The following is a 25204-nucleotide window of genomic DNA, read 5'->3' on the forward strand; positions in this document are numbered from 1 at the left end:
GGAGACCGTACCCGTGCCGCGCGACGTCGTCGAGGAGATCAGCCGGCCGGCGGGCTCCAGGCCAGCTGGATCAGGCGGTTGCCCTCCCGGCGCGTGATGAGCTGGGCCCGGCCCGGCGGCAGCGGGCGCGGCTTGACCTGGCCGAAGAGCGCGCCCTCCTCGCGCGGGCCCGACATCAGGATGCCCGGCGAGGCGAGCTCGCGGATCCGGGCGATCACCGGGTCGAAGACCGCGCGGGCGGCGCCGCCCGCGCGGCGCGCCAGGATCAGGTGCAGGCCGATGTCGCGGCCCTGTGCCAGGAAGTCCAGCAGGGGCATCAGCGGGTTGGGCTGGCCCGACGCCACCAGGTCGTAGTCGTCCACCAGGACGTAGAGCTGCGGGCCGCGCCACCAGCTGCGGGTGCGCAGCTGCTCCGGCGTCACGTCGGGGCCGGGGAGGCGCTCCTTCATGACCGCCACGACCTGGTCGATGAGGCCCTGCGTGACCTGGGCCGACGTGCCGTAGCCGAGCAGGTGCTCGGGGCTGGCCACGCCCAGGAGGCTGCGGCGGTAGTCGATGATCATGAGGCGGGCCTGCGCCGGTTCGTAGGCCGTCGCGACGCTGCGGGCCAGGCCGCGCAGGAACGAGCTCTTGCCGCACTCCACGTCGCCGAAGAGCAGGGCGTGCGGCTCGGCGTCGAAGTCCAGGACCACGGGGGACAGGTCCGCCTCGGCCAGGCCGATCGTGAAGCCGCCGCGGCCCGAGTGGGGGCGCTGCGGCAGCGACTCGTACGGCAGCTGGTCGGGCAGCAGGCGCACCGGGGGCGTGGGCTGGCCGGGCCAGCAGTCGCGCACGGCGGCGACCAGGGCCGCCTGGCCGGTGGTCAGGTCCTCGCTGGACGAGTGGCCGTCGACGCGCGGCAGCGCGCCCAGGAAGTGCAGGCCCTCGGGCGTGAGGCCGTGGCCGGGCGCCTCGGGGACGTTGACGGCCGCGCGGCGGTTGATCACCGAGTCGGACGGCTCGCCCAGGCGCAGCTCGACCTTGGTACCGAACAGGTCGCGGATGGCGGGGCGGACCTCCATCCAGCGGGTGGCCGCGGCCACCACGTGGATGCCGAAGCCCAGGCCGCGGCCGGCCAGCTCGGTCAGCTGCGGCTCGAGCTCCTCGAAGTCGGTGCGGACGGTGCTCCAGCCGTCGACGACCAGGAACACGTCGCCGAGCAGCTCGTCGGGGAGGCGGCCCTCGCGCTTCATGCGGCGGTAGGACGCGACGCCGTCGACGCCCCAGTCGGCGAACTGCGTCTCGCGCTGCTGCAGCAGCAGGTACAGCTCGGCGACGGTGCGGCGGACCTTGTCGACCTCGCGGCGGAAGGCGACCCCGCCGACGTGCGGCAGGTCGCGCAGGGTGGCGATCGAGCCGCCGCCGAAGTCGAGGCAGTAGAACTGGGCCTCGCGCGGGGTGTGCGTCAGCGCCAGCGAGGCCATCATCGTGCGCAGCAGGGTACTCTTGCCGCTCTGCGGGCCGCCGACGACCAGGAGGTTGCCGGAGCCGGCGGACATGTCCAGCCACATCGGGTCGCGGCGCTGCTCGAACGGGCGGTCGACGATGCCGACCACCGCGTGCAGGTTGCCGTGCAGGGCCGGGTCGCCGGCGGTGAGGCCGCGATCCGGGGTCGCGTTGAGGCCGGTGACCAGCTCGTCGAGCGTGGTCGGGTCGGACAGCGGGGGCAGCCACACCTGGTGCGCCGGCACGCCCTGGCCGTCCATCCGGTCGACCAGGATGTCGAGCAGGCTGTCGCCGCGCACGACCTCCTCCACCGGCTCCTGCGGCGCCTCGACCGCGGCGTCCTCCAGCTCCTTGGCGGCCTCGCCGGCGGGCGCGGCATACCAGGTCGAGAACGCGCGGACCGGGTCGACGCTCGGGCTGTCGGCCAGGCGGGCGCGCCCGCCCCGGCGGTAGCGGCCGGAGACGTACGCCGCCTTGAACCGGATCAGGCCCTCGACGCCCGCCTTGATGTAGCCGTGGCCGGGCAGCCGGGGCAGCTCGTAGGCGTCGGCCACGCCGAGCACCGCGCGGCTCTCCATGGACGAGAACGTGCGCAGGCCGATGCGGTACGACAGGTGCGTCTCCAGCCCGCGCAGCCGCCCCTCCTCGAGGCGCTGCGAGGCCAGCAGCAGGTGGATGCCCAGCGACCGGCCGACGCGGCCGATCTGCACGAACATCTCGATGAAGTCCGGTCGCACGGCGAGCATCTCGCTGAACTCGTCGACGATGATCAGCAGGCTCGGCAGCGGTGCGAGCGGGATGCCCGACAGCCGCGCGCGCTCGTAGTCGCGCTGCGAGGCGAAGTTGCCGGCCCGGCGCAGCAGCTCCTGGCGGCGGGTCAGCTCGCCGGAGATCGCGCCGAGCATGCGGTCGACCAGCGAGAGCTCCTCCTCCAGGTTGGTGATCATCGCGCTGGTGTGCGGCAGCCGGTCGAGCGTGGCGAAGGTCGCGCCGCCCTTGAAGTCGACGAGGACGAAGTTGAGGATCTCGGGGCTGTGCGTGATCGCCAGGGCGAGCACGAGCGTGCGCAGCAGCTCCGACTTGCCGGAGCCGGTGGCGCCGACGAGCAGGCCGTGCGGGCCCATGCCGTCCAGCGCCGACTCCTTGAGGTCCAGCTCGATCTGGCGGCCCTGCTCGTTGACGCCGATCGGCACCCGCAGCCGGTCGCGGGTCGGCCGGCCGGCCCACATGTCGGCCAGGTCGACCTCGAACGGGTCGCCGAGATCGAGCAGCTCGGCCAGGCCCAGGTCGGTGGCGACGCCGGTCTGCTCGGCGACGGAGGCGGCGGACAGCCGCAGCGGAGACAGCTCGCGGCTGAGCGCATCGGCCCGCTGGCGGCTCAGCTCGTCGGCGACGCCGACCTGGGTGCTGCCGTCCAGCGTGGTGCCGGTGACGGTGCCGTCCTCGGCGATGTCCAGCAGCACGGAGGCGTCGTCGAGCAGCCGCGGCGGCGGGTTGGACAGGTCGATGAGGGTCACGCCCTCCATGCCGCCGTCGGTCATCAGGTGGTCGGAGCCGCTGGTGGAGCCGCCGTCGATGACGACGACCACCTGCTGGCGCGAGCCGCCCGCGGCGGACGGGTTGAACCGGCCCCGGTCGCCCAGCACGTCGTCGAGCGTGGCCTCCAGCGCCGTGATGCTCGGCGAGAACAGCCGCACCGGGCCGACCGCGTCGGTCTTGGCCGAGTGCTGGGCGTGCGGCAGCCACTTCGCCCAGTCCCACTCGCTGCGCACATTGTCGCCGACGCAGAAGGCGATCACGAGGTCGTCGGGCGCGTGGAACGTGGCGAGTTGGGCGAGCATCGCGCGGACGTTGGCCCGCGCGCGGCGAGCCTGGCCCCGGACATAGACGTGGGCGAAGTCGCGCAGGGCGATGGCGACGGGCAGGTCGGGCACGACGGAGTACGTCGCCACGAACTTGCGCAGCGCGGCCGCGCACAGCGGCTCGAGCTCGTCGACCGGGCGGGTCTGCGGCGGCACCAGCGGGGTGGCGAGCTCCTGCGGGCCGCGCCCGACCCGGACCACGCCGAAGTCGGAGTCGCGGCGGCGGCGCTCCCACAGCCGGCCGCTGGACGCCGTGGACCACAGCGACTCCGGGTCCGGGTGCCGGTAGCCCAGCGCCTCGCGCTGGCGGCGGATCGCGGTGAGCACCTGGGCGCGCTGCTGGCTCAGGCGGCGCAGATACTGCCGCCGGGCCTCGGCCATGTCGCGCTTGCTCTGCGTGCCGCCCATCGTGGAGATCTGGCTGGCGATCATGCCGAGCATCGACACGCCGTACATGCCGCCGGCCACATAGGACAGCGGGCCGCCGCGCTGTGCGCCCATCATGAGGCCCATCGCCGCGCCACCGGCCGCCATGGGCATGATCATGAGGAGCCGGCCCCACCCCTTGCCGCCCGCGGCGGGCAGGTCGGGGGGCGAGTCGAGCACGATCTCCCCGGTCGGCATTGCCGGCGCCGGACGGCGCGGCAGCCGCCGGACAACGATCTGACCCACCCGGTCACCGCCTCCCCCGAAATATGCCGGCGCCTATGCTAGACCAGCGCCATGTTAGGTTGGGCGCCTCATCCGCCGGCCACCCGGCACCGCCGGGCACCCCGGGTTGCGCGGACGCCGACCGTGGAGAGGTGGAGCTGGTGACTGCCCCGGTGGGAGTGGGTCTGACCCGGGTGACCGTGTCGACCCCGCATCGCCGCGTCGATGTCGCGCTCCCGGACCACATCCTCGTCGCCGACCTGCTGCCGCATCTGCTTCGACACGCCGGCGTGGAGATCGCCGACGCTGGCGAGGCGCACGGCGGCTGGACGCTGCGGCGCACGTCCGGTGGCGAGCTCGACGCCGACAGTGATCTGGCCAGTCAGTCCGTTCGCGACGGCGAGCTGCTGCACCTGGCCCCGCGCCGGCTGAACTGGCCGGAGCCGGCCTACGACGACGTGGTCGAGGTGATCGCCAGTTCCGCGCGGCGCACCGGCCGCTCGTGGGGCGGCGCGGCGACCCGCCGCTTCGGCCTGGCGGCCGTCGGCGCGATCCTCGTGCTCGGCGCGGTCCTGCTCGCCATCGCCGGCTCGCCGTGGCTGCTGCCCGGCGGCATCGGCCTCGGCGCCGCGGGCGTGCTGGTGCTGTCCGGCGTGTTCCTCGCGCGGGTCGGCGGCGACGCGGTCGCGGGGGCCGTGGTCGCCGGTTACGCCCTGCTCTACGCCGCGCTCGGCGGTGCGCTCGTCACCGCGCCCAGCGGGCAGGCGGCCGGGCACCTCGACAGCGCGCAGGTCGTCGCCGGCGGCGCCGCGCTGATCCTCGCCAGCGCGATCGCGATGGTCGGTGTGGCGGCGCTGGCCCGCATCTTCGTCGCCGGCCTCGGCGTCGGGCTCGGCGGCGTCGCGGGCGGCCTGATCTGCCTGGCCGGCGCCTCGGCCGGCAGCTCCGCCGCCATCGTGCTCACCTTGACGCTCGGCCTGCTGCCGGCCCAGCCGCTGCTGGCCAGCTCCATGGGGCGCATCCCGCTGCCGGCGCTGCCGCAGCGGCCGGAGGAGATCCTCGAGGACGCGCCGCTGCCCGAGCGGGCCGGCGTCTTCGCGGCCGTCTCCCGGGCCACGGAGCTGCTCACCGGCGGCCTCGTGGCCACCGCGGTGGTCGGCGTGCTCGCCGGCGTGGTGCTGCTGTCCGACGCCGGCGTGGGCGGCATCGTGCTCGCCCTGGTCGGCACGGCCGCGCTGCTGCTGCGCGGGCGGCTCTTCCCGACCGCCGCACAGCGCCTGCCGCTGCTGATCGGCGCGGTGATCATTCTCACGGTCGCCGGTTTCGGCTGGATGCGGCACACCGACCCGGGCTCGGGCCGGGTGCTGCTGCTCGCCGTGGTGCTCGTGGTGGCGGCGGTGGTGCTGAGCGCGACGTTGCGGTACAGCAGGCGCAGCCCTTCGCCGTATCTCGGGCGCATCGCCGATGTGCTGGACGTGCTCACGCTCATGTCGCTGATCCCGCTCGCCTGCTGGGTGCTGGGCGTGTTCCAGACCGTCCAGGGCATGTTCTCCTCGGTGGGCTGACATGGCATCCCGCCGCGACCAGCTGCAGTCGTACCAGTTCCGCAGCCAGCGTGTGGTCTCCGCGTTCGTGATGCGCGAGACCGACCCGGCACAGTCGCCGCTGCGCCGCGGCGGCGGTGCGATGCTCATCGGCGGCATGGTCACCGTGCTGGTGGCCGCCGCCTTCGGCGTGTACGGCATCCTGACCAAGACCGGCGGCAACAGCTGGAAGGTCGACGGCACGGTCGTGGTCGAGAAGGAGAGCGGCGCGACCTTCGTCTACTCCGAGGGCGCGCTGCACCCGACGCTCAACTACGCCTCCGCGCTGCTGGCCGCCGGGCACGCCCCGCCGCTGGTCAAGAGCGTCGCCGCCAACTCGCTCGGCGACATGCCGCGCACCGCGCCCGTCGGCATCGCCGGCGCGCCCAACTCGGTGCCCGACGCCAAGCACCTGACCGGCATGCCGTGGACCGTCTGCTCGGTGCAGAACCGCACCGGCAACGGCGGCGGCGCGACCGTCGTGCAGCTCACCGCCGGCCGCCCGGCCTCGGGGACCAAGGCGCTGCCCGCCGACGACGGCATCCTCGCCACCGACAGCTCGGGCGCACTCGCGCTGATCTGGCACGGATATCGGTACCGCGTGGAAAAGGCGGTCCTTTCGTCCCTCTTCGCCGCGGCGCCCAGCACCCCGATCGGCAGCGCGCTGCTGGAGAGCCTGCCGGCCGGAGCGGACATCAAGGACATCCAGGTGCCCAACGCGGGCGCCAAGAGTGCGGCGCTGCCGAACCACAACAACGGCGAGGTCCTCGTCGCGCAGACCGGGTCCGGTCCGCTGTACTACCTCGTGTTCGACGACGGCCTCGCGCCGCTCACCGAGCTGCAGAAGGACATCGCGGTCAAGGCCGGCGGCAACCCGGTCCAGGTCGACCTCGGCAACGCCGACAAGGCGAGGCGCTCCAACGCGCTGCCGGCCGTCACGGGGCCGCAGGCGCCGCCGCTGAAGCCGCCGCACCTGACCGCGCCCGGCGCCGGCGACCAGGTCTGCCTCGAGTACGGCGAGTCCGGCACGGCGGCGGTGTCGCTCGGCCCGGCCGGCGACCTCGAAGGCGTGCCCACGCGCGGGCGCACCGCCTCCGGCGGCGCGCTGGCCGACCTGGTCGCGGTGCCGTCCGGCAAGGCCGCGCTCGTGGTCAGCGAGCCGACGCCAGGCTTCCCGATCGGCGGCTGGTCGCTGGTCACGGACACCGGCATCCGCTTCCCGGTGGCCTCCAAGGACGACGTGGCGTTCCTCGGCTACAACCCGGACGCCGCGACGCGGGTGCCCGCCGCGCTGCTCGTGCGGATCCCGGCCGGCCCGGCGCTCAATCGCGGCGCGGCGAGCGCGGCGGCACCGCTGAATGCGAAGTGACGTTCATCGAAGCCCGCGATAGCGCGGAAACTTGCGCTGCTTGGTAGCCTCGGGATTGGGCCGTGCAAACGACGGTCGGCCATATGTTGCCCGGACACACGGTCCGACGCAGCCGGGACCCTGGCCGGTCGCAACTGAGAGACGGGGTGAGAGTAGTGGCAGGACCGACTCGGGTAACGCCCGAGATGCTGAACAACGCGGCGAACGTCGCGACGCAGGCGGGCGAGGGCATCGCCCTCAACCTGACGCGGCTGCTGAACGAGATCGAGACCCAGGCGGCGATCTTCCAGGGTGGCGCTGGCAACAGCTTCCAGAACACCTCGGCCCAGCTGGGCCAGGAGCTGCGCAACATCCTCGAGGCCCTCAACACCATGGCGGGCAACGTCAGCCAGTCCAACGCGTTGTTCGGCAGCACGGACGCGGACGCGTCGGCGGAGATCGCCAAGGTGGCCAACGAGTACAACCCGGGTCTGGGTCCTGTCGCGAACCAGCTGCGCGGCTGAGCGGGACAGCGGAGAGGAGAACGAGATGGCCAACGACGATCTGGTTTACGACTTCAATGGCATCAACTCGCTGTCGGGCTCGATCACGGCCTTCGTGACGCAGATGAACGAGCACCTCAGTGAGGTCGACCGCACCTTCAACAACCTGCTGGCCAACGGCTGGTCGGGTGCCGGTGCGGACGCGTTCCAGGGCTGCAGCCAGAAGTGGCACAGCAACGCCGACCAGATGGCGACGACGCTGCAGACGCTGTCGCAGAAGGTCGGCAACGCCGCTGTGAACATGCAGCAGGCCGACGCCGCTGCCGCCGCCCGGTTCTGACGCCGGCGACGTTGCTCGGCCGGCACTCACCGAACGCGGTGGGCGCCGGCCGAGCGCCGTTTCAACCCGTGTTGGGCACGAGGGCGGGCGGCTCGTGCGAGCGCTCCATCGGCCGCAGGCTGCGCGGCAGGGAGGCGCCGGCGGGCTCGTCCGTCACCAGCCGCACGCGGCCCTGCTCGACGAGCTCGGCGGCCAGGCGGTGCAGCCAGTAGGGCACGACCCGAAGCTGCGCCCAGAACTGCGCGAAGTCGTCGGCGAGCCGGTGCAGCAGGTGCGCGCAGCGGTACTCCGCGTCGAACGTGTCCGCGTCACGGGGATCGTCGTCGTCGAGGTACCAGACGGAACCCGAATCGTCGCCGCGGACCTTCACGGCGATCTGGCCGCCCTGCACGTGGCCCGCCACCAGGAACTCCCGGGTCAGGCGGTCGGCGAACCAGCCGCCGACGTAGACCGGGTCCTGCATCCAGTCCTCGCGGGCGAAGCCGAAGAGGTACTGGTCGGCGACGAACCCGAAGCCCGGGTGCACCGCCGGGAACTCGGGGCGGGCGCCGTTGGTCTCCAGCAGGAACTCGCGGTACGCCTCGGGGAGACGGTAGCCGAGTGACTCCTCGACCCGGGCGAGCCCGCTCTCCGGCAGCCGCACCCGGCTGAGCGCGCCGACGCCCGGCGCGCCCGCCGTGTCGACGCCGCGGCGGGCCCGCTCGGCGCGCATGGTCGACACGCCGCCGAGGTGGGCGAAGCTCGCGTGCAGGTCGGCCGGGACGAGCGCGATCCGCCGGGTCATGCCCAGGTGCGCCCACACCCAGCCGTGCGGGGTGGCCCGGTCCGGCGCGGCCATCGGCGAGCCCGCGGCGGCGAGGGCCGCGTTGGCCGCCAGCACGTCCAGCACGCGCATCTCGTCGACGCCGCGGCCGGCCGGCGGGTCGGGCAGCTCCACGACGGCCCGGGCGTAGGGCGTCCACACCGGGAAGCCGTGCCCGCCGACGACGACGCCGTCGCGGTAGCGGATCCGCATCACCGGTGCGGGCGGGTGGAAGACCGTGAGCGCATACCTGGCGCCGGGAATGGGCAGGTCGCGCACCGGCGGATGGTCCGGTTCGCTCACCGCTGTTCCTCGAAGAGCAGCACCGGCGCCATGGCCTCGACGGAGTCGTTCGGCTCCATCGGCGGCGGCGCCAGCATCGGCCGCCACGAGCGGCGCCGCCCGGTGCGCAGCCCGATCGCGACCATGCCGACGAGGACCGCGACCCCGAGGGCGCCGGCCGCGACGATCAGCGCCCGGTCGCGCGCCCGCGCCTTGGCCGGGTCGGTCTTCGCCGCCGGCGGCGGCTCGTAGCCGGGCATCGGCGCGCCCGAGGTCAGCACTAGCGTCTCGCTCAGAGCGCGGTACGGGTTGACCATGCCGGCGAGCGCTTTGTTCCGCGACGTCGGCTGCGTCGGCGTCGCGGTGCCGGTGAGCTGCCGCTCGACCGCCGCCGGCGACAACTTGGCGTTCTTGGCCTGCAGCAGCGCCACCGCGCCGGCGACGTAGCCGGCGGCGACGCCGGTGCCGTCGACCACGACCAGGCCGCTGCCGGTCTGCAGGGTGACGACGGCGGCGCCCGGCGCGCCGAGCGTGACGAAGTCGCCGGAGCCGGCGCGGGCGACCACGGCGCCGGCGGCGTTCAGCGCCGTCACCGCGATCACGCCGGGCGAGGACGCCGGATACGGCTTCGGGTTGTCCTGGCCGGGCGGGTCGCCGGACGCGGCGACCACCGGGATGCCGGCCGCGATCGCCGCCCGCACCGCCGCCTCGAGCTCCTCGCTGTCGGTGTAGGCGACCACCGGCACGCAGATGACGTCGACCTTGGCGTTCACGGCGGCGTTGATGCCCGCGGCGAGGACGGCCGGGCTCACCTCGCTGCCGGCGCGCTGGTCGGCGACGCGGATGGGCACGATCCGCGCGTTGGGTGCCACGCCGATGACGCCGGTGTCGCCGAGCTGGCCGCCCGCGACGGCGCCCGCGACCTGGGTGCCGAGGCCGCTGCAGTCGGTGTTGCCCGCGCCGGGCACGCCCGGCACCACGCTGGCGCCGGCGTCGACCCGGCCGCGTAGCTGGGCGTGCTGGCCGTCGACGCCGGTGCTGAGCACGGCGATCTTCTGGCCGGCGCCGCTGCTCAGGGGCGTGACGCGGTCGAGGGCCAGCGCGGGCCGGGCCCAGTTGGTCTGCTTGGCGGTGGTGCCCGGGTCGGCGCAGTTGGGCGCCGCGGCGGCCGTGCCCGGCCACACCAGCGCCGCCGCCGTCGGGGCCGCCAGCATGGCGAGGGCCGCCGCGGCCGCGCCGAGCCGGGCATACCGCCGCGGGTACCACTGGATGTTCACGCCACCGTCCTTCAGGTCGCCTCGCAAGCGACGATACGTGGTACGCATGCGCCGCGATCAGGCCGGTTCGGCGGGCTCGTCCTGGCGCAGCAGCATGAGCCGGATCGCCGGGTCGGAGAAGTACTCCTCGTCCGGCACCCGCGGCGGCTGCCACGGCGCGCGGTGGCTCGGCGGCAGCGACTCGCCCAGCCCGTCCGGGCGCGCCTGGGCCGCCCGCCCGGAGCTCGCGAGGTCGGCCGCGGCGGCGAGCAGCGGCTGGGCCGGCCGGTCGAGGCGGTTCCAGAACTGCTCGATCGAGTCGGCGCAGCGGTGCAGCAGGCGGGCGGCGACCCCGGCCGCGTCGTCGCGCGCGTCGGCCCGGTCGTCGTCGTCGTCGAAGTACCAGATGGAGTCGATGTCCTCGCCGTGGACCTTGACCGCGACCGTGCCGCCCTGCACCCAGCCGATGCCGAGGAACTCCTCGGTGAAGCGGTCGCCGGTGTACTGGTTGGCGACGATCAGGTCCTGCGCCGGGTCGGGGCGGGCGAGGCCGTAGAAGCGCTGGTCGGCGACGAACCCGAAGCCCGGCATGACGCCCGGCTCGCGCGGCGCCGCGCCGTTGGTCTGCGCGAGGAACCCGCGGTACCGCGGCGGCAGCCCATAGCCCAGCGCCTGCTCGAGCTCGGCCATGACGTCGGCGGGCACCTGCTGGATGTCGGGCGCCACGCCGGCCCACACCGGCTCGAGGTCGACCCGCAGCCCGCGCACGGACCGGTCCAGCGGCAGCGTGCTGACGCCGCCGGCGTGCCGGAACGACGCGTGCAGCTCGATCGGCACCAGCGCCACCTCGCGCCGGCCGCCGAGGTGCGCCCACGTCCAGCCCTGCGGCGTGCGCGGCACGTCGCCGTCGTCGCCCTCAAACAGCGGGTCGGTGCCGTCCCGGCGCAGCACCGCGTTGGCCGCCAGCACGTCGACGACCCGGATCTCGTCCACGGTGAGCCCGGCGGGCGGGTCGCCGAGGCGCACCAGCGCGCGGGCGTGGAACTCCCAGTCCGGGAAGCCCTGCGGGTTGACGAGCACGCCGCGGTCGTGGCGCTGGCGGACCAGCGGCGAGCCGAAGTTCACCAGCCGCAGCGCATACTGCGTCCCCGGCCACACGCGCTCCATCAGCGCTCCGCCAGTTCCAGCAACTGCAGATAGCTCCCTCGTACGGCGGCCAGCCGGTCGAGCCGGAACCGGCCCGGCTCGGCGCGGAAGAGGGCCCGGCCCGCCTCGGTGAAGCACGCCTCCTCGGGCACCGCGGACGCGCCCGGCGGCGCGAACCGGGCCGCCTCGCTCAGCGCCGCCGCGGCCCGCCCGATGGCGAAGCGGAAGCGCTCGCGCTGCGCCGCGTCGGCGCCGGCCGGCAGCATCGGCACCGAGCGGGCGAGCCGGTCGGACTCGCCCAGCCACTGGCCGGGGTCGATCAGCTCCGAGTGCGGCCCGTCGCCGTAGCTGAAGTCCGCGCCCTCGCGGGACGGCGCGGGCGGCTCCTGCGGCAGGCGGAACACGAAGCGGCGGTCGCGGCCGCACTGCGGGCAGCTGGCCTCGTACTCGCGCGCGAGGTCGCCGTCGAGCCCGCGGACCTGGCTGCGCCACTGCGCGCGGGTCGCGCCGCAGACGCACGGCTGCAGGTCGAGGTACAGGTGCGCCTCGGCGCTGGTGCGCGCCAGCGGCGGCCGGGCGATCCCGCCGGGCGTGCCCGGCGCGTCCGGCGCGGACGCCCAGGACGGCGCGCCGACGTCCGTACGCAGCATCTCCTGCAGGAGCAGCAGCCGGCGCCGGGTGAAGCGGCGCGGGTCGCGGCGGTACCGCTCGCGCCCGGCCTCGGTCCAGAACGCGGACTCGGGGACCGCGTCGGCGCCGTCGGGCACGAACTTCAGCGCCTCGTCGATGTGCACCCACGCCACCTCGGTGTGCTGCCTGGCGGCCGCGGTGTCGCCGGCGGCGATGTCGGCCCGGATCTGCTCGAGCAGCGGGTCCGCCATGCCCAGCCACTGGCCGGGGTCGAACAGCTGCGAGGGTTCGGGCCCGCCGTAGAACACGTCGGCGCCGGCCGGTCGCGGCAGGTGGCGCTCCGGGAGGCGGAAGACGTACTCGCGCTGCTCGCCGCAGTTGCCGCACGCCCCGAAGTACCGCTCGGCCAGGGTGCCCCCGTCGAGGCGGGACAGCGCCGAGGACCACGCGGTCCGCCGCTCGCCGCAGCGCGGGCACGGCTGCAGCTCGAGGTAGAACAGCGCCTCGGACGGGGTGCGGGCCAGCGGCGCGTCGGCGGCCGCGGGCGGCGCCTGCTCGAGCGGCACCGGCACGATGGGGATCGGCCCCATTCCCTCCGGGATGCGCAGCGGCTCGGGCTCGGGCCGCGTGACGCCCATGATCTCGTCGGCGTGGCGCTGGTAGTCGGCCTCGGCCTCCGGCGTGATGCGCGCGTCGAAGTCCGCGAGGCTCTGCCCCTCGTACGGCGAGGCGTCGACGCCCCACTTCTCGGCCCACTCGGCGTGCCAGGCCCGCAGGGCCGCCAGGCGGCGCTGCCGCTCCTCGCTCATGTTCGGCCCGCCGTTCTGCTCACTCATGGACTTGCTCACTCATGGACTTGCTCACTCATAGACCAGGACCAGCCGATCGGTGTCCGGCGCCCACACCAGGGGCAGCAGCGTCGGCCCGCCGCGCACCAGGTACACCTCCGACAGGGCCTCGGCGCGCCGGGCGAGCTCGGCCAGGCGCGCGGCCGGTTCGCCGCCGAGCCCGGGCACGGCCGGGACCAGCAGCCGGTCGAGGACCTCGCGGGCCTCCTCGGCGTCGGGCCGGTGGACCGTCGGGTCGTCGCCGACGAGGACCACGACCTGGCGCAGCACCTGGAGCACGCCCTCGACGGTGTCGCCCGCGGTGAACAGCCGCGGGACCATGTCACCCGCCCACTCGTCGCGCTCGGCCGGCTCGACCTCGGCCAGCCGCGCCGCGACCCGGGGCGCGCCGGTCAGCGGCCAGTCGATGGCGCGGCGCAGCCCGTCGAGGTCGCGCCGCAGCGCCGCGTCGACGAGCCGCTCGACCAGCTCGAGGCCCGGGTCGGCCGGGGCGGGGCCGCCCTCGCGGCGCCACAGCGGCAGGGCGCCGGCGAGCGCGGCGACGTGGTACGGCGGCAGGGGCTCCCCGGTCCAGTACACCTCGATCTGCGGCACCGGCCGCTCCGGCGACCAGTCGAGCATCCCGGCCAGGTCGTGCCCGACGGTCCAGGCCTCCGCGCCCGGGTCCACCTCGACGAGGAAGACGCGCGTGGGTGCGCCGCCGTCCGGGCCGGTGCGCCAGGCGCGGGCGACCGCCGCCACGACGGGGTCGAGGTTGAGCGCGACGGCGGAGTCGTCGTGCTCGTCGGGCTCCGGGGCCTCGCCGGTGCGCGCGGGGGCGAACCGGTAGCCGGTCGGCGGCAGCTGCGCGGCGACGGGCACCAGCTCCAGCCCGGCCGGCTCCTCGGGCCCGGCGTAGTCGGCCTGCACCCGCCGCAGCAGCGCGATGTCCTCGGCCGGCAGGGCGACGCCGAGGCCGGCCGCGCCGCCGCTGATCATGTCGGGCATGTAGCCGAGCTCGCCGCCGCCGAGCATCGCGCGGGTCGTGGTCATCCAGTCGTCGGGCATCCGGCCGGCCAGGTGCAGCAGGACCCGGTGCAGCCCGGACAGCACCGTCCACGCCTCGTCGGTTGGCTCGCCGGCCATGTCACCTCTCCGTCATGACGATGATGTCGCACCGATCCTGCCAGTACTCCGGCAGTTGCGACCGGACCTGGGCGGCGAGCGCCGGGTCGTCGACCCGCTCGATCGCCGAGCCGGGCGGCAGGACCACCTCGCCGTCGGTGTTGAACGAGGAGAAGACCGAGATGTCGCGGGCGTTGTGGCCGGTCAGCTTGAACACGACGAGGACCTTCTGGCCGGCGGCCGGGTTCTCGCTCATGAACCGTACCGCGACGTCGAGCTGGCGGCTGGTGCTGAGGAACTCCCGCGCCATGCCGTGCGGCGACCACTCGGCGCCGTAGATGGGGGAGTACACCGGGGTGCGCCAGTCGCCGCGGAACACGATCACCGGGTGGTCCGGCGTGCCGACCGTCGGCAGCTGCATCATCGCGTCCTGGACCATGTCGGCGTGCCAGCGCATCTCGCGCAGCAGCTCCGGCCCGACGGCCCGCAGCTGCCGGCGCAGCGCCAGCTCGGCGGCGCGGCGGTCGCGCTCGGCGTCGTGCGCCCGCAGCTTCGCCTCCTGCGCGTCGACGATGCGGCCCTCGCGGCGCAGCTCGTCGGCGCGCTGCTTCCACTCGTGCTGCTCGCGCCGCGCGTCGACCCAGCGCTGCGCGTCGGCGCCGAGGGCCGACTCAGAGGTGAGATGGCCGGTGTCGGCGTGCACGACCGGGCGCAGCGCCAGGGGCAGCGGCAGCGGCCGGACGTCCTGCGCGAGGTTGTCCAGGTAGTTGCGCACGAGCTGGTCGACCTTGGCGTTGAAGCGCGCCTCGACCATCCGGTCGGAGTGGGTGAACATCTCCGTGCGCACGATGTTGTTGATCAGATAGTGGCTGTGCCGGGTGTACACCGCCAGCGCCATGACATGGGGCTCGGTGAGCCGGTCGGCCAGCGCCTGCACCGCCGCGCTGTCGGCCGGGTCGATCCCGTTCTCGCGCAGCCAGTGATCCAGCATCGGGTCGGTGACGTGCCCGCTGCGCAGCTGCGGCCACAGGTGCCCGGCGATGTCCTGCACCTTGTGCTGGGTCTCGGAGAAGCCGGCCGGGTCGATCGCGTGCTCGTAGTAGCGGGCCTCGTGCGGCACCAGCCCGTCGGGGGCCACATGGGCCCGCAGGTCGGCCGCGTCGATGTGGGGGATCTCGCGGTACATGTGCGCGGGGTCGAAACGCTCGGCGGCGGGCGCCGCGTGCAGCACCCGGGCCACCTCGGCGCCGCGCATGATCTCGAACAGCGAGTGGTCCCGGCCGGGCAGCATCCAGCCCATGAGCGCGTCCAGGAAGTGCTCGGTCTGCGCGTGGTCGAGCCCGATGAGCTTGGCCGCGGTGAGCATCCGGGCGGTGGTGCCCGAGACGCCGTCAACGGGCAGCAGGCCGCGCTCGGCCACCGAACGCGCCCAGCGGCTGTCGGTGGTGTCGTGCGCGGTCAGGCCCTCCCGCCACGGCAGCGGCGTGCGGTCGGTGAAGGGCCCCTCGGCCCGCGACTCGACGTACGACTCGACGAACGCGCGCTCGAACACACCGAGCGGAACACCGAGCCGCTCGTAGTCCTCGGCCGTGTGGATCAGCCCGAGCCGCTCCTGCTCATCCAGCAGCCGGTTCTCGCGGGCCTTCTGGCTACGGTACAGCTCGCCGAAGTCGCGGACGATGTGGCCGGAGCGCGAGGCGACGTTGCCGGTGGCGAACGGGTCGCGGAAGAACTGATCGGGCAGCAACACCCCGGCCACCCGCCGGGCCGGGTGGTCCAGCTGCCGCTCGACGTCGCGAAGCTCGGCGACGTTCACCCCGGCCTCGCGGGCGGCCGCCCATCGGTCGTGGTCGATGACGCCGATCAGCGAGTGCGAGAGGGTCCCGGGGTTTTCGTAGTTGAAGTACGCCGCGTTGTAGAACGCCGTCATCAGCTCGCGCAGGTTGCCGTGCTCGAGCAGCTCGTCGAGGCGGACGTGGGTGCCGACCTGCCCGGCGCTGTCGGGCTTGTCGTCGCGCACGAACGCCGACTCGACCCGCTCGCGCAGCACGGCCGGGCTCTCGTGCGGGTCGGCGGCCACGGCGAGGTCGGTCAGCACGTCGCGCAGCCGGCGCACCGCGTCCCGGGCGGCCTCCTGCGTCCGCGCGTCGTTGAAGAAGTGCGCGCCGACCTCCTGCTCGAACCGCGTGGCGTCGTGCTGCCAGAGCGGGTCGCGGTACATCTCCTCGAACCGGAACGGCGCGTCGAGCCGGTGCGGCACCGCGGCCCGGTCCGGCTCGGGCGGCAGGTGGCTCGTGTGCTCCTCGACCAGCGCCCGCCGGGCGAGGGTGGCCTCGTCGTGGCCGGTGAGCCCGAGGTGGTCGTCGAGCAGCTCCAGCTCGTGGCGGGCCGACGCGCGCTCGCGCCGCGACAGCTCGTGGTCGCCGGCCTGCTCCTGCAGCAGCCGCCGCTCGGCGAGCCGGCCCACGTCGTGCGGGCTGAGCCGCGCGCCGGGGTCGTGCGCGCCCGGGCGCAGCGCGTCGGGGGTGTCGATCGGCTCGCCGTTGCGGTGGCGGGCGAGGATCTCGTTGGTCTCGGCGACCTCGTGGACGACGGCCCGTTCGATCGCCGGGTCCGCGGCCCGGTCGGACAGCTCGATGCGGTAGCCGCCGCCCTCGGGCGGCACCGTGCCGTGCGGCAGGTCGCGGCCGGCGGCGTCGACCGGGATGCTGCGCGCGACCGCGTCGCCGGGCCAGTCCCGCCGCTCGGGCGAGACGCTGGTGAGCTCGACCCGGGCGTCGCGCAGCGGTGCGTCCTGCGCCTGGCGGTGCAGCGCGTCGCCGAGCGCCTGCCGGCCCTGGTGGGCCACCTCGGCCGGCTCGGGGCGCGGCCGGGCGTAGCCGTGGAACGTCTCGGACCGGTGCACCGACGACGCGGTGATCTGCTCGCCGCCGCGGGCGAAGCGGGGCCCGTCGGAGCTGATGTGCTTCGAGCCGTGCCAGGCGCCGCCGAGCAGGGCACGCTTGCCGGCCCACATCCGGTCGCGCCCGGTGTCGCCGTCCAGCGGGCGGCCGGCGTCGGCGATGTCCTTGGGCGTCGGGAACTCGCGGCTGCCGAAGGGGTGGCTGCGTGCGCGGTCCAGGACGGCCTGGCCGGCCAGCCGTTGGCGTTCGATTTCGTGGTACAGCTGGAATGCCTCGTTGGCGCGGTACTCGTGCGCCAGGTGGCCGATCGGCGTGGAGCGGTCGACGTAGATGAACCGGTGCACGGCCTCGGCGTCCCGGGCCAGCCGGTGCACCTGGTCCTGCAGCCGGGAGAGCATCTTGTCCGCCGCGCCGGGGTTGGCCCAGTCGACGCCCTCGCGGGCGTGGACGTAGCCGCCGGCCTCGGCGGCGGCGTGCAGGTCGACGCGGTCGACGCCGGAGTAGCGGTACCAGCCTTCGAGGTGCTGGTTGAGCTGGCGGTAGAAGCCGCGCCCGTGCTCGCCGTCGAGGGTGATGCCGACGTGGTCGTGGTGCACGGCGAGCCGGCCGCCCTCGTCGCGGGTCATCGTGAACGACATGTGCCCGGCGTTGGTGCCGTCGGGGCGCACGGCTTCGAGGCGGATCTGCAGGGAGTCGCGGTGGGCGACGACGGGCAGGTCGTGCTCGAGGCGCATGCGGAAGCCGCCGAACTCGTACCGCTCGAACAGCGGCCGCACGTGCTCGGCGATCGCCCCCGACCAGCGCTGGGCCTCCGCCTTCGTCTGCGGGACGACCTCGTCGACGGACGGCGGGCGTCCCTCGCGGACCCAGCGCGGCTCGTTCCAGTGCGCGTCGTGCGGGTCGTGCGCCGGTCCGGTCGGGTCCTCGACCTGTTCGAGCCGGTGTGGGTCGTAGCCGTGCTCGGCGAGGTCGCGGTCGAGGCCGCGGAGGTCTTGGCGCAGTTCCTCGTGCTGCCAGGCCTGGCGCTCGTCGCCGAGCTGGCGCAGCAGGTGGTTGCGTTCGGCGAGGCGGGCGTTGACATAGGGGTCGTGTGTCTCGGTGCCCATGCGGTCCACGAGGCCCTGTTCGCGGCGCCACCAGGGCGCGGTCTGGTCGAGGGTCTTGGTGACCTCGTGGAGCCAGACCCGCGGTACCTCGTAGCCGTCGGTCATCTCGCTGATGCGGATGACGTGCGGGTCGTGCGGCTGTCCGGTGTGGACGGTGCTGACCGACACGTCGTGCATGCCGTCGGCGACCTCGACGCGGAAGTAGTGCGGGCGCTCGCCCGCCAGGTCCACGCGCAGCAGGCCGTTGTCGCGGACCAGGCCGCGCACGCCGCCGCCGAAGTCACCCGGGTGCGTTTCCTCGGCCGCGATGACGTACGCCGTGTGCTCGTCCAACCGCAGGCGCGTGCCGTTGGGGACGTGCCGGGTGCCCTCGATCGCGGAGTTGGCCGGCGGGTGCCCGCTGCCGGCGTCGGCGGGGCGCTGGTGCGCCTCGACGAGCGCGTGCCGGGCGGCCGTCGCCTCGTCGTGTCCGGTGAGGCCGAGGTGCTCGTCGAGCAGGCCCAGCTCGTGCGCGGCGTGCGCGCGCTGGGCCGGGGACAGCGTGTGGTCGCCGGCCTGCTCCTGCAGCAGGCTCCGCTCGGCGAGGCGGCCGACGTCGTGCGGGCTGAGCCGCGCGCCGGGGTCGTGCGCGCCGGGCCGCAGGGCGTCGGGGACGTGGATCGGCTCGCCGTTGTGGTGGCGGGTCAGGATCTCGTTGGTCTCGGCGACCTCGTGGACGACGGCGCGATCGATGGCGGCGTCGGCGGCGCGGTCGGAGATCTCGATGCGGTAGCCGCCGCCCTCCGGGGGCACGGTGCCGTGCGGCAGGTCGCGGCCGGCGGCGTCGATCGGGACGCTGCGCGCGACGGCGTTGCCGGGCCAGTCCCGCTGGTGCGGTGAGGCGCTGGTGAGCTCGACCCGGGCATCGCGCAGCGGCGCGTGCTCCGGCTGGCGCTGCATCGCGCCGGCGAGGGCGCGGTGGCCGTGGTCGGCGACGACGGCGGGCTCGGGGTGCGGCCGGGCGTGCGCGTGGAACGTCGGGGAGTGCTCCACCGCGCCTGCGGTCACCTGCTCGGCGCGGGTGAAGCGGGGCCCGCCGTCGCTGATGTGCTTGGCGCCCATCCAGGCGCCGCCCAGCAGGGCACGCTTGCCGCCCCACATCCGCTCCGGGCCGGTGTCGCCGTCGAGCGGGCGGCCCGCGTCGGCGATGTCCTTCGGCGTCGGGAACTCGTCGCTTCCGTACGGGTGGTTCGCCGCCCGGTCGAGGACCGCCTGGCCGGCCGCGCGCTGCCGCTCGATCTCCCAGTACAGCTGGTGCGCGTCGGTGGCGCGGTACTCGTGCGCGAGGTGGCCGACCTGCGTCGAGCGGTCCACGTAGATGAAGTGCTGGACGGCCGCGGCCTCGCCGGCGAGGCGGTCCACCTGGGCCTGCAGCCGGTTGAGCATCTTGTTCGCCGCGCCCGGGTTGGCCCAGTCGACGCCTTCGCGCGCGTGGACGTACCCGCCGGCCGACTCCGCCGCGTGCAGCTCGACGCGGTCGACGCCGGAGTAGCGGTACCAGCCTTCGAGGTGCTGGTTGAGCTGGTGGTAGAAGCCGCGCCCGCGCTCGCCGGTGTCGGTCAGGCCGAGGTGGTCGTGGTGCGCGACGAGGGTGCCGTCCTCGAGGCGGCGCAGGGTGAACGACATGTGCCCGGCCCGGCCGCCGTCGAGGCCGGGGCGCACGGCCTCCAGGCGGATCTGCAGGGAGTCGCGGTGGGCGACGATCGGCAGGTCGTGCTCGAGGCGCATGTGGAAGCCGCCGAACTCGTACCGCTCGAACAGCGGCCGCACGTGCTCGGCGATGGCGCCGGCCCAGCGCTGGGACTCGGCCTTGGTCTGCGGGATGAGCTCGTCGATCGAGGGCGGGCGTCCTTCGCGGACCCAGCGCGGCTCGTTCCAGTGCGCGTCGTGCGGGTCGTGCTCGGGCCCGGTGGGGTCCTCGACCTGTTCGAGCCGGTGCGGGTCGTGGCCGTGCTCGGCCAGGTCGCGATCCAGGCCGCGCAGGTCCTGCCTGAGCTCGTCGTGCTGCCACGACTGGCGCTCGTCGCCGAGCTGGCGCAGCAGGTGGTTGCGCTCGGCGAGGCGGCCGTTGACGTACGGGTCGTGGCTGCGCGCCTGCGGTGCGTGCGTCTCGGCGGCCATCCGGTCCATGAGGCCGTGCGGCTGCTGCTCCTGGTGCCACCAGGGTGCGGCCTGGTCCAGGGTCTTGGTGATCTCGTGGAGCCAGACGCGGGGGACCTCGTAGCCGTCGGTCATCTCGCTGATGCGGATGACGTGCGGGTCGTGCGGCTGTCCGGTGTGGACGGTGCTGACCGACACGTCGTGCATGCCGTCGGCGACCTCGACGCGGAAGTAGTGCGGGCGCTCGCCCGCCAGGTCCACGCGCAGCATGCCGTTGTCGCGGACCAGGCCGCGCACGCCGCCGCCGAAGTCGCCGGGGTGCGTCTCCTCGGCCGCGATGATGTACGCGGTGTCCTCATTCAGCCGCAGCCTCGTGCCCTCGGGGACGTGCCGGGTGCCCTCGATTGCCGAGTTGGCCGGCGGATGCGCGGGCCCGTGCGCGGGCTGGTCGGCGCGGACCTGGTGGCCCTCGACCGGGTGGTCGGCGTGCTCGCGGAACGGGGCCTCGTCCGCGGTGAGGTCGCGGGTGCGCGCGCCGTTGATGTTGCCCTGGCGGTCGTGCGTCGGCGTGACCTCGACCCAGCCCGGCCGCTGCGGCTCGGAGAACCGGGGCCGCGAGTCCACCGCGTGGTCCGGTACCGGCTGGTGGCTGCGGGTGTCGACGCCGCCGTGCTCGCTGACGAGGACCTCGCCCCGCGCGGCGATCACCGTGCGGCCGGTGCGCTCCGCCACCTGCTCGGCCAGCGACGTCGTCTGCCCGCGGAAGCCGGCGTTCGCGGCCTCGACGCCGGCCTCGCACGTGACGAGCACGATGCGCCGGTCGCCGCCGAACTGCTCCGGGTGCTCGGCCATGATGCGGTTGAGCACGCGGGCGACCTCGGCGCCGGTGGCGTCCATGCCGCCGATCCGGGCGGTGATCGAACGGCCGTCGACGTCGCCGTGCATGACCACGACGACGGTGTCGGGGCCGAGGTCCGGCAGCCGCATGCCGTAGTCGCGCAGGAGGTCGCCCTGCTCGGCCAGGACGACGAGCCGGCGCTCCGGGTCGATGTGCGCCTGCGCGATCGCGTGGTCGACGTAGTCCGAGCGCAGCCCGAGCCGGCCGAGCAGCTGGTCGTCGCTGGCGCAGGGCAGCTGCTCCGAGCGGTCGATCGGCTCGCCCTCGTTGCGATGGCTGGCCATCTGACCGTCGCGGACGGTGTCGTGGAACCGCTGGCGCAGCGCGTCGTCGTACTCCCGGCTGCCCGGCCGCGGGTGGCCGCCGTTCGCCTCGACCTCGCGGGCGAAGTCGGCCTCGACCATCCGGGCGACCTTGCTCAGCGTGGACGGCTCGGCGCACTTGCCGTGCGTCAGCGAGCGCAGCTGGCGCGGGATCTCGTTGAGCTCGTGCAGCACCAGCGGGTGGCGGGGCCCGCCCACCTGCTCGCCCATGACGGCTCGGTCGGCCATCGCGCGCGTCGGGTGGAAGTCGCCCCGGATCTCGGCCTGGCGCCGCGCACCCAGGCCCTCCCACTCGGCGTTGGTGAGGCCGGTGTCGTGGAACTCCTGGTGCGTGGTCTCGCGCATGCTCGTCGCCGCGACGATGCGCCCGTCGTGCAGCACGACGGCGGCCGACATGCCGCCGACCTTGCCGATGTCCTCGACCGGGCCCTCGCCGTTGGCCCACCGGTTGGTCGCGTCGACGAGCCGGGAGTACTCGTGCTCGGCGAGATGCTGGGCGGCGCGGTGCGCGGCCTCGCGGGCGGCGGGCCCGTCGATGCCGCCCTCCATGTGCTCCAGCGGCAGCCGCTCGAACTCCGCCTCGTTCCAGTGCATCGTGGCGCGCTCGGTGACCAGGCGCCAGTGCCCGCTGGACTGGTCGAGCGCCATGAACCGCCGCTCGACCGTGTGCTCGCGGGGCACCGGGTCCTCGGCGAAGCGCACCTCGACCGGCTCGCGCCCCGGCGTGTGCACGGGCTCGTGCGTCTGCTGCTCGTGCTGCTGGCCTTCGTGGTCGCGCTGGCTCTCGTGGTCGCGTTGGCCTTCGTGGTCGCGTTGGCCCTCGTGGTCGCGCTGTTGGCCTTCGTGTTCCTGCTGCCGCTCGCGCTCGGGCTGGTGGTCGCGCTGCTGGGCCTCGTGCTCGGGCCCGCGGTCGCGTTGCTGCTCGGGCTCGTGTTCGCGCTGGCGGTCGCGTTCGACGGCGGTGCGGTCGGTCTCGGGGCCGCGGTTGCGGGCGTGCTCGGCGGCCCGGTCGGCGGCCTGCTCGACCCGGGTGCGGTCGACGCGGGTGCCGGCGGCGTCCGTCACGCCGAGCTCGCTGCGAACGTATTCGCGCAGCTTCTGGACCGTGTCGATGCGCCGCGTGCCGTCGTCGGCGGCCATGATCTGCTGCGCGAGCTCGTGCGCGTGCTCCCGCACGACGTGCGGCTCGGCGCCGGCCAGGCCGCCGGGCACGCGGGCGTCCAGCACGTCGCCGAAGAGCCGGCGCGGGAAGTCGTGCGGGTCCGCGGAGTGCCCGCCGGCCGCGCTCACCCAGTGCGTGCCGCCGTCGGGGTGCTCCGGCATCCTCGCCTCGGGACCCGGCCCGGACGGCTCGGCGTGCCCGTCGAGGGTCGACTCCCTCCCTTGTACCGCAAGATCCTGCATCTGCCGCTCGACGTGCTCGACCGTGTGCCCCGGCCGCCCCGCCTCCGGCTCGCCCAGGTGGGTCTGCTGCTCGGCGCGCAGTGCCTCCGGCGTGCGGGTGTCGTCGACGCGGGCGAGGACCTCCTCGGCGTGCGTGCGCACCGGTGGCCGCTCGTGCGTGGCCTGCGGGTGCCGCGCGGCGACCTGCTCGTCGCGCACCTCGGTCCGCGGCTGCTCGGCGCGCGGCTGCTCCGCCGGGCGATGGTCCGTCTGCGTGCGGTCCACGGTCTGCGTGCCGTCGCCGTCGTTCGTGCGGTCGGTAGTCCGGTCGGCGTCGTTGGTGCGGTCCGTGGTCTGCGAGTGGTCGCGCTCGGTCGTCCCGGCGTGATCGGTTTGCGCACGATCCGTCCGCGTATGGTCAGCTTGGGTCCGGTCCGTTTGGGTTTGGTCCGTTTGGGTCCGGTCCGTCTGGGTGTGATCGCCGCGGTCGCCGGTCGACGTGTGGTCGGTCTGCGTGCGATCGGTCTGCGTTCGGTCGGGCGATGTGTGGTCGGTCGACGTGTGGTCGGTGGAGGTGCGGTCGGTCTGGGTGTGGTCGACCGTCGATGTGCGGTCGGTTGATGTGCGGTCGGTTGATGTGTGGTCGGTCGATGTGTGGGTCGTCTGGGTGTGGTCGGCGCCGCCCTCGCCATGGCCCGGCGGCAGGGCGCGCTCGGTGCTGCGCGGGCCGCCGCCGCCACCCTCGACGCTCCGCGTGGGGGTCGGGCGCTCGATGACCGACGTGCGCGAGCCGCCGCCGTCGCGGGTCGGGCCGCCGCCGGTGGGCTCGCCGCCGGCGCGGTGCGAGGCGATGACGGAGCCGTCGGAGCCGAGGTGGACGAAGGAGCCGTCGGCGAGCCGCCAGCCGATGCCGCCGTGCTCGCTGGTGTAGCCGCCGGCGCCGGTGCGGGTGTCGCCGGTCCAGACGTTGGTGCCGAGGCGGGAGTCGTTGAGCGCGAAGGTCTGGTGGCCGCCAGGGCGCTCGCCGAAGTGCGGCACGACGTGGGTGGCGGCGCCGGCCAGCGCGTGCGGCGCGCTGAACACGAGGCCCATGCGCACGCCGTCGCGGGCGCCGCGCCACATGTCGTCGCCCCAGTGGATGTCGGCCTTCTCGCCCTTGATCGTGGCGATCGCGAGCTGCGCGCCGTCGGTGGCCGCGGCGGTGGCGACGCCGGCGAAGCCGCCGGTGACCATCTTGCCGAGCACGCCGTGGCCGAACATGCCGCCGCCCATGAGCGCGCCCTGGCCGAGCGAGAACGCGACCTCCTGCATGTCGATGGAGCTGCGCTCGCCGGTGACGAGCTCGAAGGCCTGCGCACCGAAGTCGACGCCGCCCATGAACTTGGCGCCGGCGAAGGCGAGCTCCCCGACGTAGCGGCCCGCGGTGCCCAGCATCGTGGTGCGCTCGAGCTGGCGCTCGATGAACGTGTCGAGCATGCCGCGGGTGGTGTTGGCCAGCCCGCGCTCGCCGTAGTGCTCCGCGATGCGGAAGGCCTCGTGCTCGCCGAGGTGCGCGAGCTCCCGCCCGCCCAGGCGGGCCGCGCTGCGGCCGGCGAACTTCTCGAAGAGCTGGTTGCGCAGATCCGCGGCCATGCGCTGGCCGAGCTCGGCGGCGGCCTTGTCCAGCGCTCGGATCGCGGCCTTCGCCTCGGCCTTGGTGCCGACCTCCATGAGCTGCTTGCGCAGCTCCTTTCGCAGCACCGAGCGCATGATGTCGCGGCGGAACTGCGCGGCGGCCCGGTCGGCGGCGGCGCGGGCCAGGATCCGGCGCGGGCCGAGCTCCTTGACGCCGTCCTTCACGGCGGTGCCGAGGGCCCTCGGCGCGTTGCGCAGCGCGGCGGCGCCGCGCCCGGCGAGGTCGCGCCCGGCGACCTTGAGGAAGTCCTTGATCGCGGTGCGTGACAGCACCTTCTTGAGCTCGCCGGTGGCGAGCATCTCGCCGAGCCGCACGAGCGCGCGCATGCAGGCCTCGAAGGCCTCCTTGATGCCTATTCGCGCGGCCGCGTACGCCGCGCCGAGGCCGCCGAGGGAGATGCCGCCGCTGAAGAACGCGCTGACGATGGCGATGATCGCCTGGACGAGCAGCGTGATGAGCGTGAAGGCGATGAAGAACTCTTCGGTCTCCAGCTCGAGACCGTAGTTCTGCACGATCATCTGCATGGCGCCCATCGACTGCGCGACGTCGGCGACGTCCTGCAGGTGCTGGTTCCACGCCATGTTGAACGCCATCGGGGCGCCGTCGCCCTGCCAGTTGTCGGTGATCGGGTCGGCGCTGTGCTGGACGTCGTAGTAGTAGTCGGTGAGCCGCGTCGCCGCCTCGCCCCACGCGTCGGCGAGGCGGTAGATGTCGGCCGGGTTGGCGTCGGGCAGCTTGCCGATCATGAGGTCGACCGGCCACGTGCCGCAGCCCGGGATCCACTTCTCGAGTTGGGCGAAGGCGTCGAGAATCTCCGCGAACAGGTGGTCCTGCGGCAAAGCCCTGCCTCCCCCGGTGTGCTGCGCGCGTGTGTGGTCCGGGCACTGCGTGCCACGGCTGGCCGCCGGTCGCGCCGGCGGGCTGCGGCCCGCCGGAC

The 25204-nt window shown here is 74.4% G+C and carries 11 protein-coding genes; 4 read left to right on the forward strand and 7 right to left on the reverse strand.

Going from position 1 to position 25204, the window contains the following annotated elements:
* Positions 1 to 38 precede the first annotated feature (38 nt).
* Entirely contained in the window at positions 39 to 4019 is a 3981-nt protein-coding gene (gene eccCa / locus ABD901_RS25485) for a type VII secretion protein EccCa (RefSeq protein WP_345129812.1), read from the reverse strand.
* 140 nt (positions 4020 to 4159) lie between these two features.
* Between eccCa and eccD the strand changes: the two genes are divergently transcribed.
* The 4 genes from eccD (at position 4160) to ABD901_RS25505 (ending at position 7772) form a co-directional block, all read left to right on the forward strand.
* A complete protein-coding gene (gene eccD / locus ABD901_RS25490) occupies positions 4160 to 5563 on the forward strand; it encodes a type VII secretion integral membrane protein EccD (RefSeq protein WP_345129815.1) in 1404 nt (467 codons plus the stop codon).
* Position 5564: 1 nt separating this feature from the next.
* Entirely contained in the window at positions 5565 to 6950 is a 1386-nt protein-coding gene (gene eccB / locus ABD901_RS25495) for a type VII secretion protein EccB (protein ID WP_345129817.1), read from the forward strand.
* A gap of 155 nt (positions 6951 to 7105) precedes the next feature.
* Positions 7106 to 7453, forward strand: a complete 348-nt coding sequence (locus ABD901_RS25500; RefSeq protein WP_345129819.1) for a WXG100 family type VII secretion target — start codon at positions 7106 to 7108, stop codon at positions 7451 to 7453.
* Between the two features lie 25 nt (positions 7454 to 7478).
* The gene (locus ABD901_RS25505; protein ID WP_345129821.1) at positions 7479 to 7772 is read left to right on the forward strand and encodes a WXG100 family type VII secretion target; all 294 of its coding nucleotides are present in this window, start codon (positions 7479 to 7481) and stop codon (positions 7770 to 7772) included.
* Positions 7773 to 7833: 61 nt separating this feature from the next.
* On the opposite strand, the gene ABD901_RS25510 is transcribed toward ABD901_RS25505, so the two are convergent.
* Genes ABD901_RS25510 through ABD901_RS25535 form a run of 6 tightly spaced genes read right to left on the reverse strand, consistent with a single transcriptional unit; the run spans position 7834 to position 25106 of the window.
* The gene (locus ABD901_RS25510) at positions 7834 to 8877 is read right to left on the reverse strand and encodes an SMI1/KNR4 family protein (protein WP_345129823.1); all 1044 of its coding nucleotides are present in this window, start codon (positions 8875 to 8877) and stop codon (positions 7834 to 7836) included.
* Entirely contained in the window at positions 8874 to 10133 is a 1260-nt protein-coding gene (locus ABD901_RS25515; protein WP_345129826.1) for a S8 family serine peptidase, read from the reverse strand. The genes ABD901_RS25510 and ABD901_RS25515 overlap by 4 nt, the downstream gene beginning before the upstream one ends.
* A 57-nt stretch (positions 10134 to 10190) precedes the next feature.
* On the reverse strand, positions 10191 to 11279 hold the full coding sequence (locus ABD901_RS25520) for an SMI1/KNR4 family protein (RefSeq protein ID WP_345129827.1): 1089 nt from the start codon (positions 11277 to 11279) through the stop codon (positions 10191 to 10193).
* Positions 11279 to 12724, reverse strand: coding sequence for a hypothetical protein (locus ABD901_RS25525; RefSeq protein ID WP_345129828.1), 1446 nt, complete (start codon positions 12722 to 12724; stop codon positions 11279 to 11281). Before ABD901_RS25525 ends, ABD901_RS25520 begins: the two co-directional genes overlap by 1 nt.
* A 24-nt stretch (positions 12725 to 12748) precedes the next feature.
* On the reverse strand, positions 12749 to 13861 hold the full coding sequence (locus ABD901_RS25530) for a hypothetical protein (protein ID WP_345129829.1): 1113 nt from the start codon (positions 13859 to 13861) through the stop codon (positions 12749 to 12751).
* Between the two features lies 1 nt (position 13862).
* On the reverse strand, positions 13863 to 25106 hold the full coding sequence (locus tag ABD901_RS25535) for a WXG100-like domain-containing protein (protein ID WP_345129832.1): 11244 nt from the start codon (positions 25104 to 25106) through the stop codon (positions 13863 to 13865).
* Positions 25107 to 25204 lie beyond the last annotated feature (98 nt).

The sequence above is a fragment of the Dactylosporangium darangshiense genome (assembly GCF_039537565.1).
GTDB lineage: Bacteria > Actinomycetota > Actinomycetes > Mycobacteriales > Micromonosporaceae > Dactylosporangium > Dactylosporangium darangshiense.

What these genes read in the sequence shown, in the direction of transcription:
- ABD901_RS25520 (WP_345129827.1), bottom strand. Translation starts at nt 11,279, where the DNA reads ATGGAGCGCGTGTGGCCGGGGACGCAGTATGCGCTGCGGCTGGTGAAC.
- eccB (WP_345129817.1), top strand. Translation starts at nt 5,565, where the DNA reads ATGGCATCCCGCCGCGACCAGCTGCAGTCGTACCAGTTCCGCAGCCAG.
- ABD901_RS25530 (WP_345129829.1), bottom strand. Translation starts at nt 13,861, where the DNA reads ATGGCCGGCGAGCCAACCGACGAGGCGTGGACGGTGCTGTCCGGGCTG.
- ABD901_RS25505 (WP_345129821.1), top strand. Translation starts at nt 7,479, where the DNA reads ATGGCCAACGACGATCTGGTTTACGACTTCAATGGCATCAACTCGCTG.
- ABD901_RS25525 (WP_345129828.1), bottom strand. Translation starts at nt 12,724, where the DNA reads ATGAGTGAGCAGAACGGCGGGCCGAACATGAGCGAGGAGCGGCAGCGC.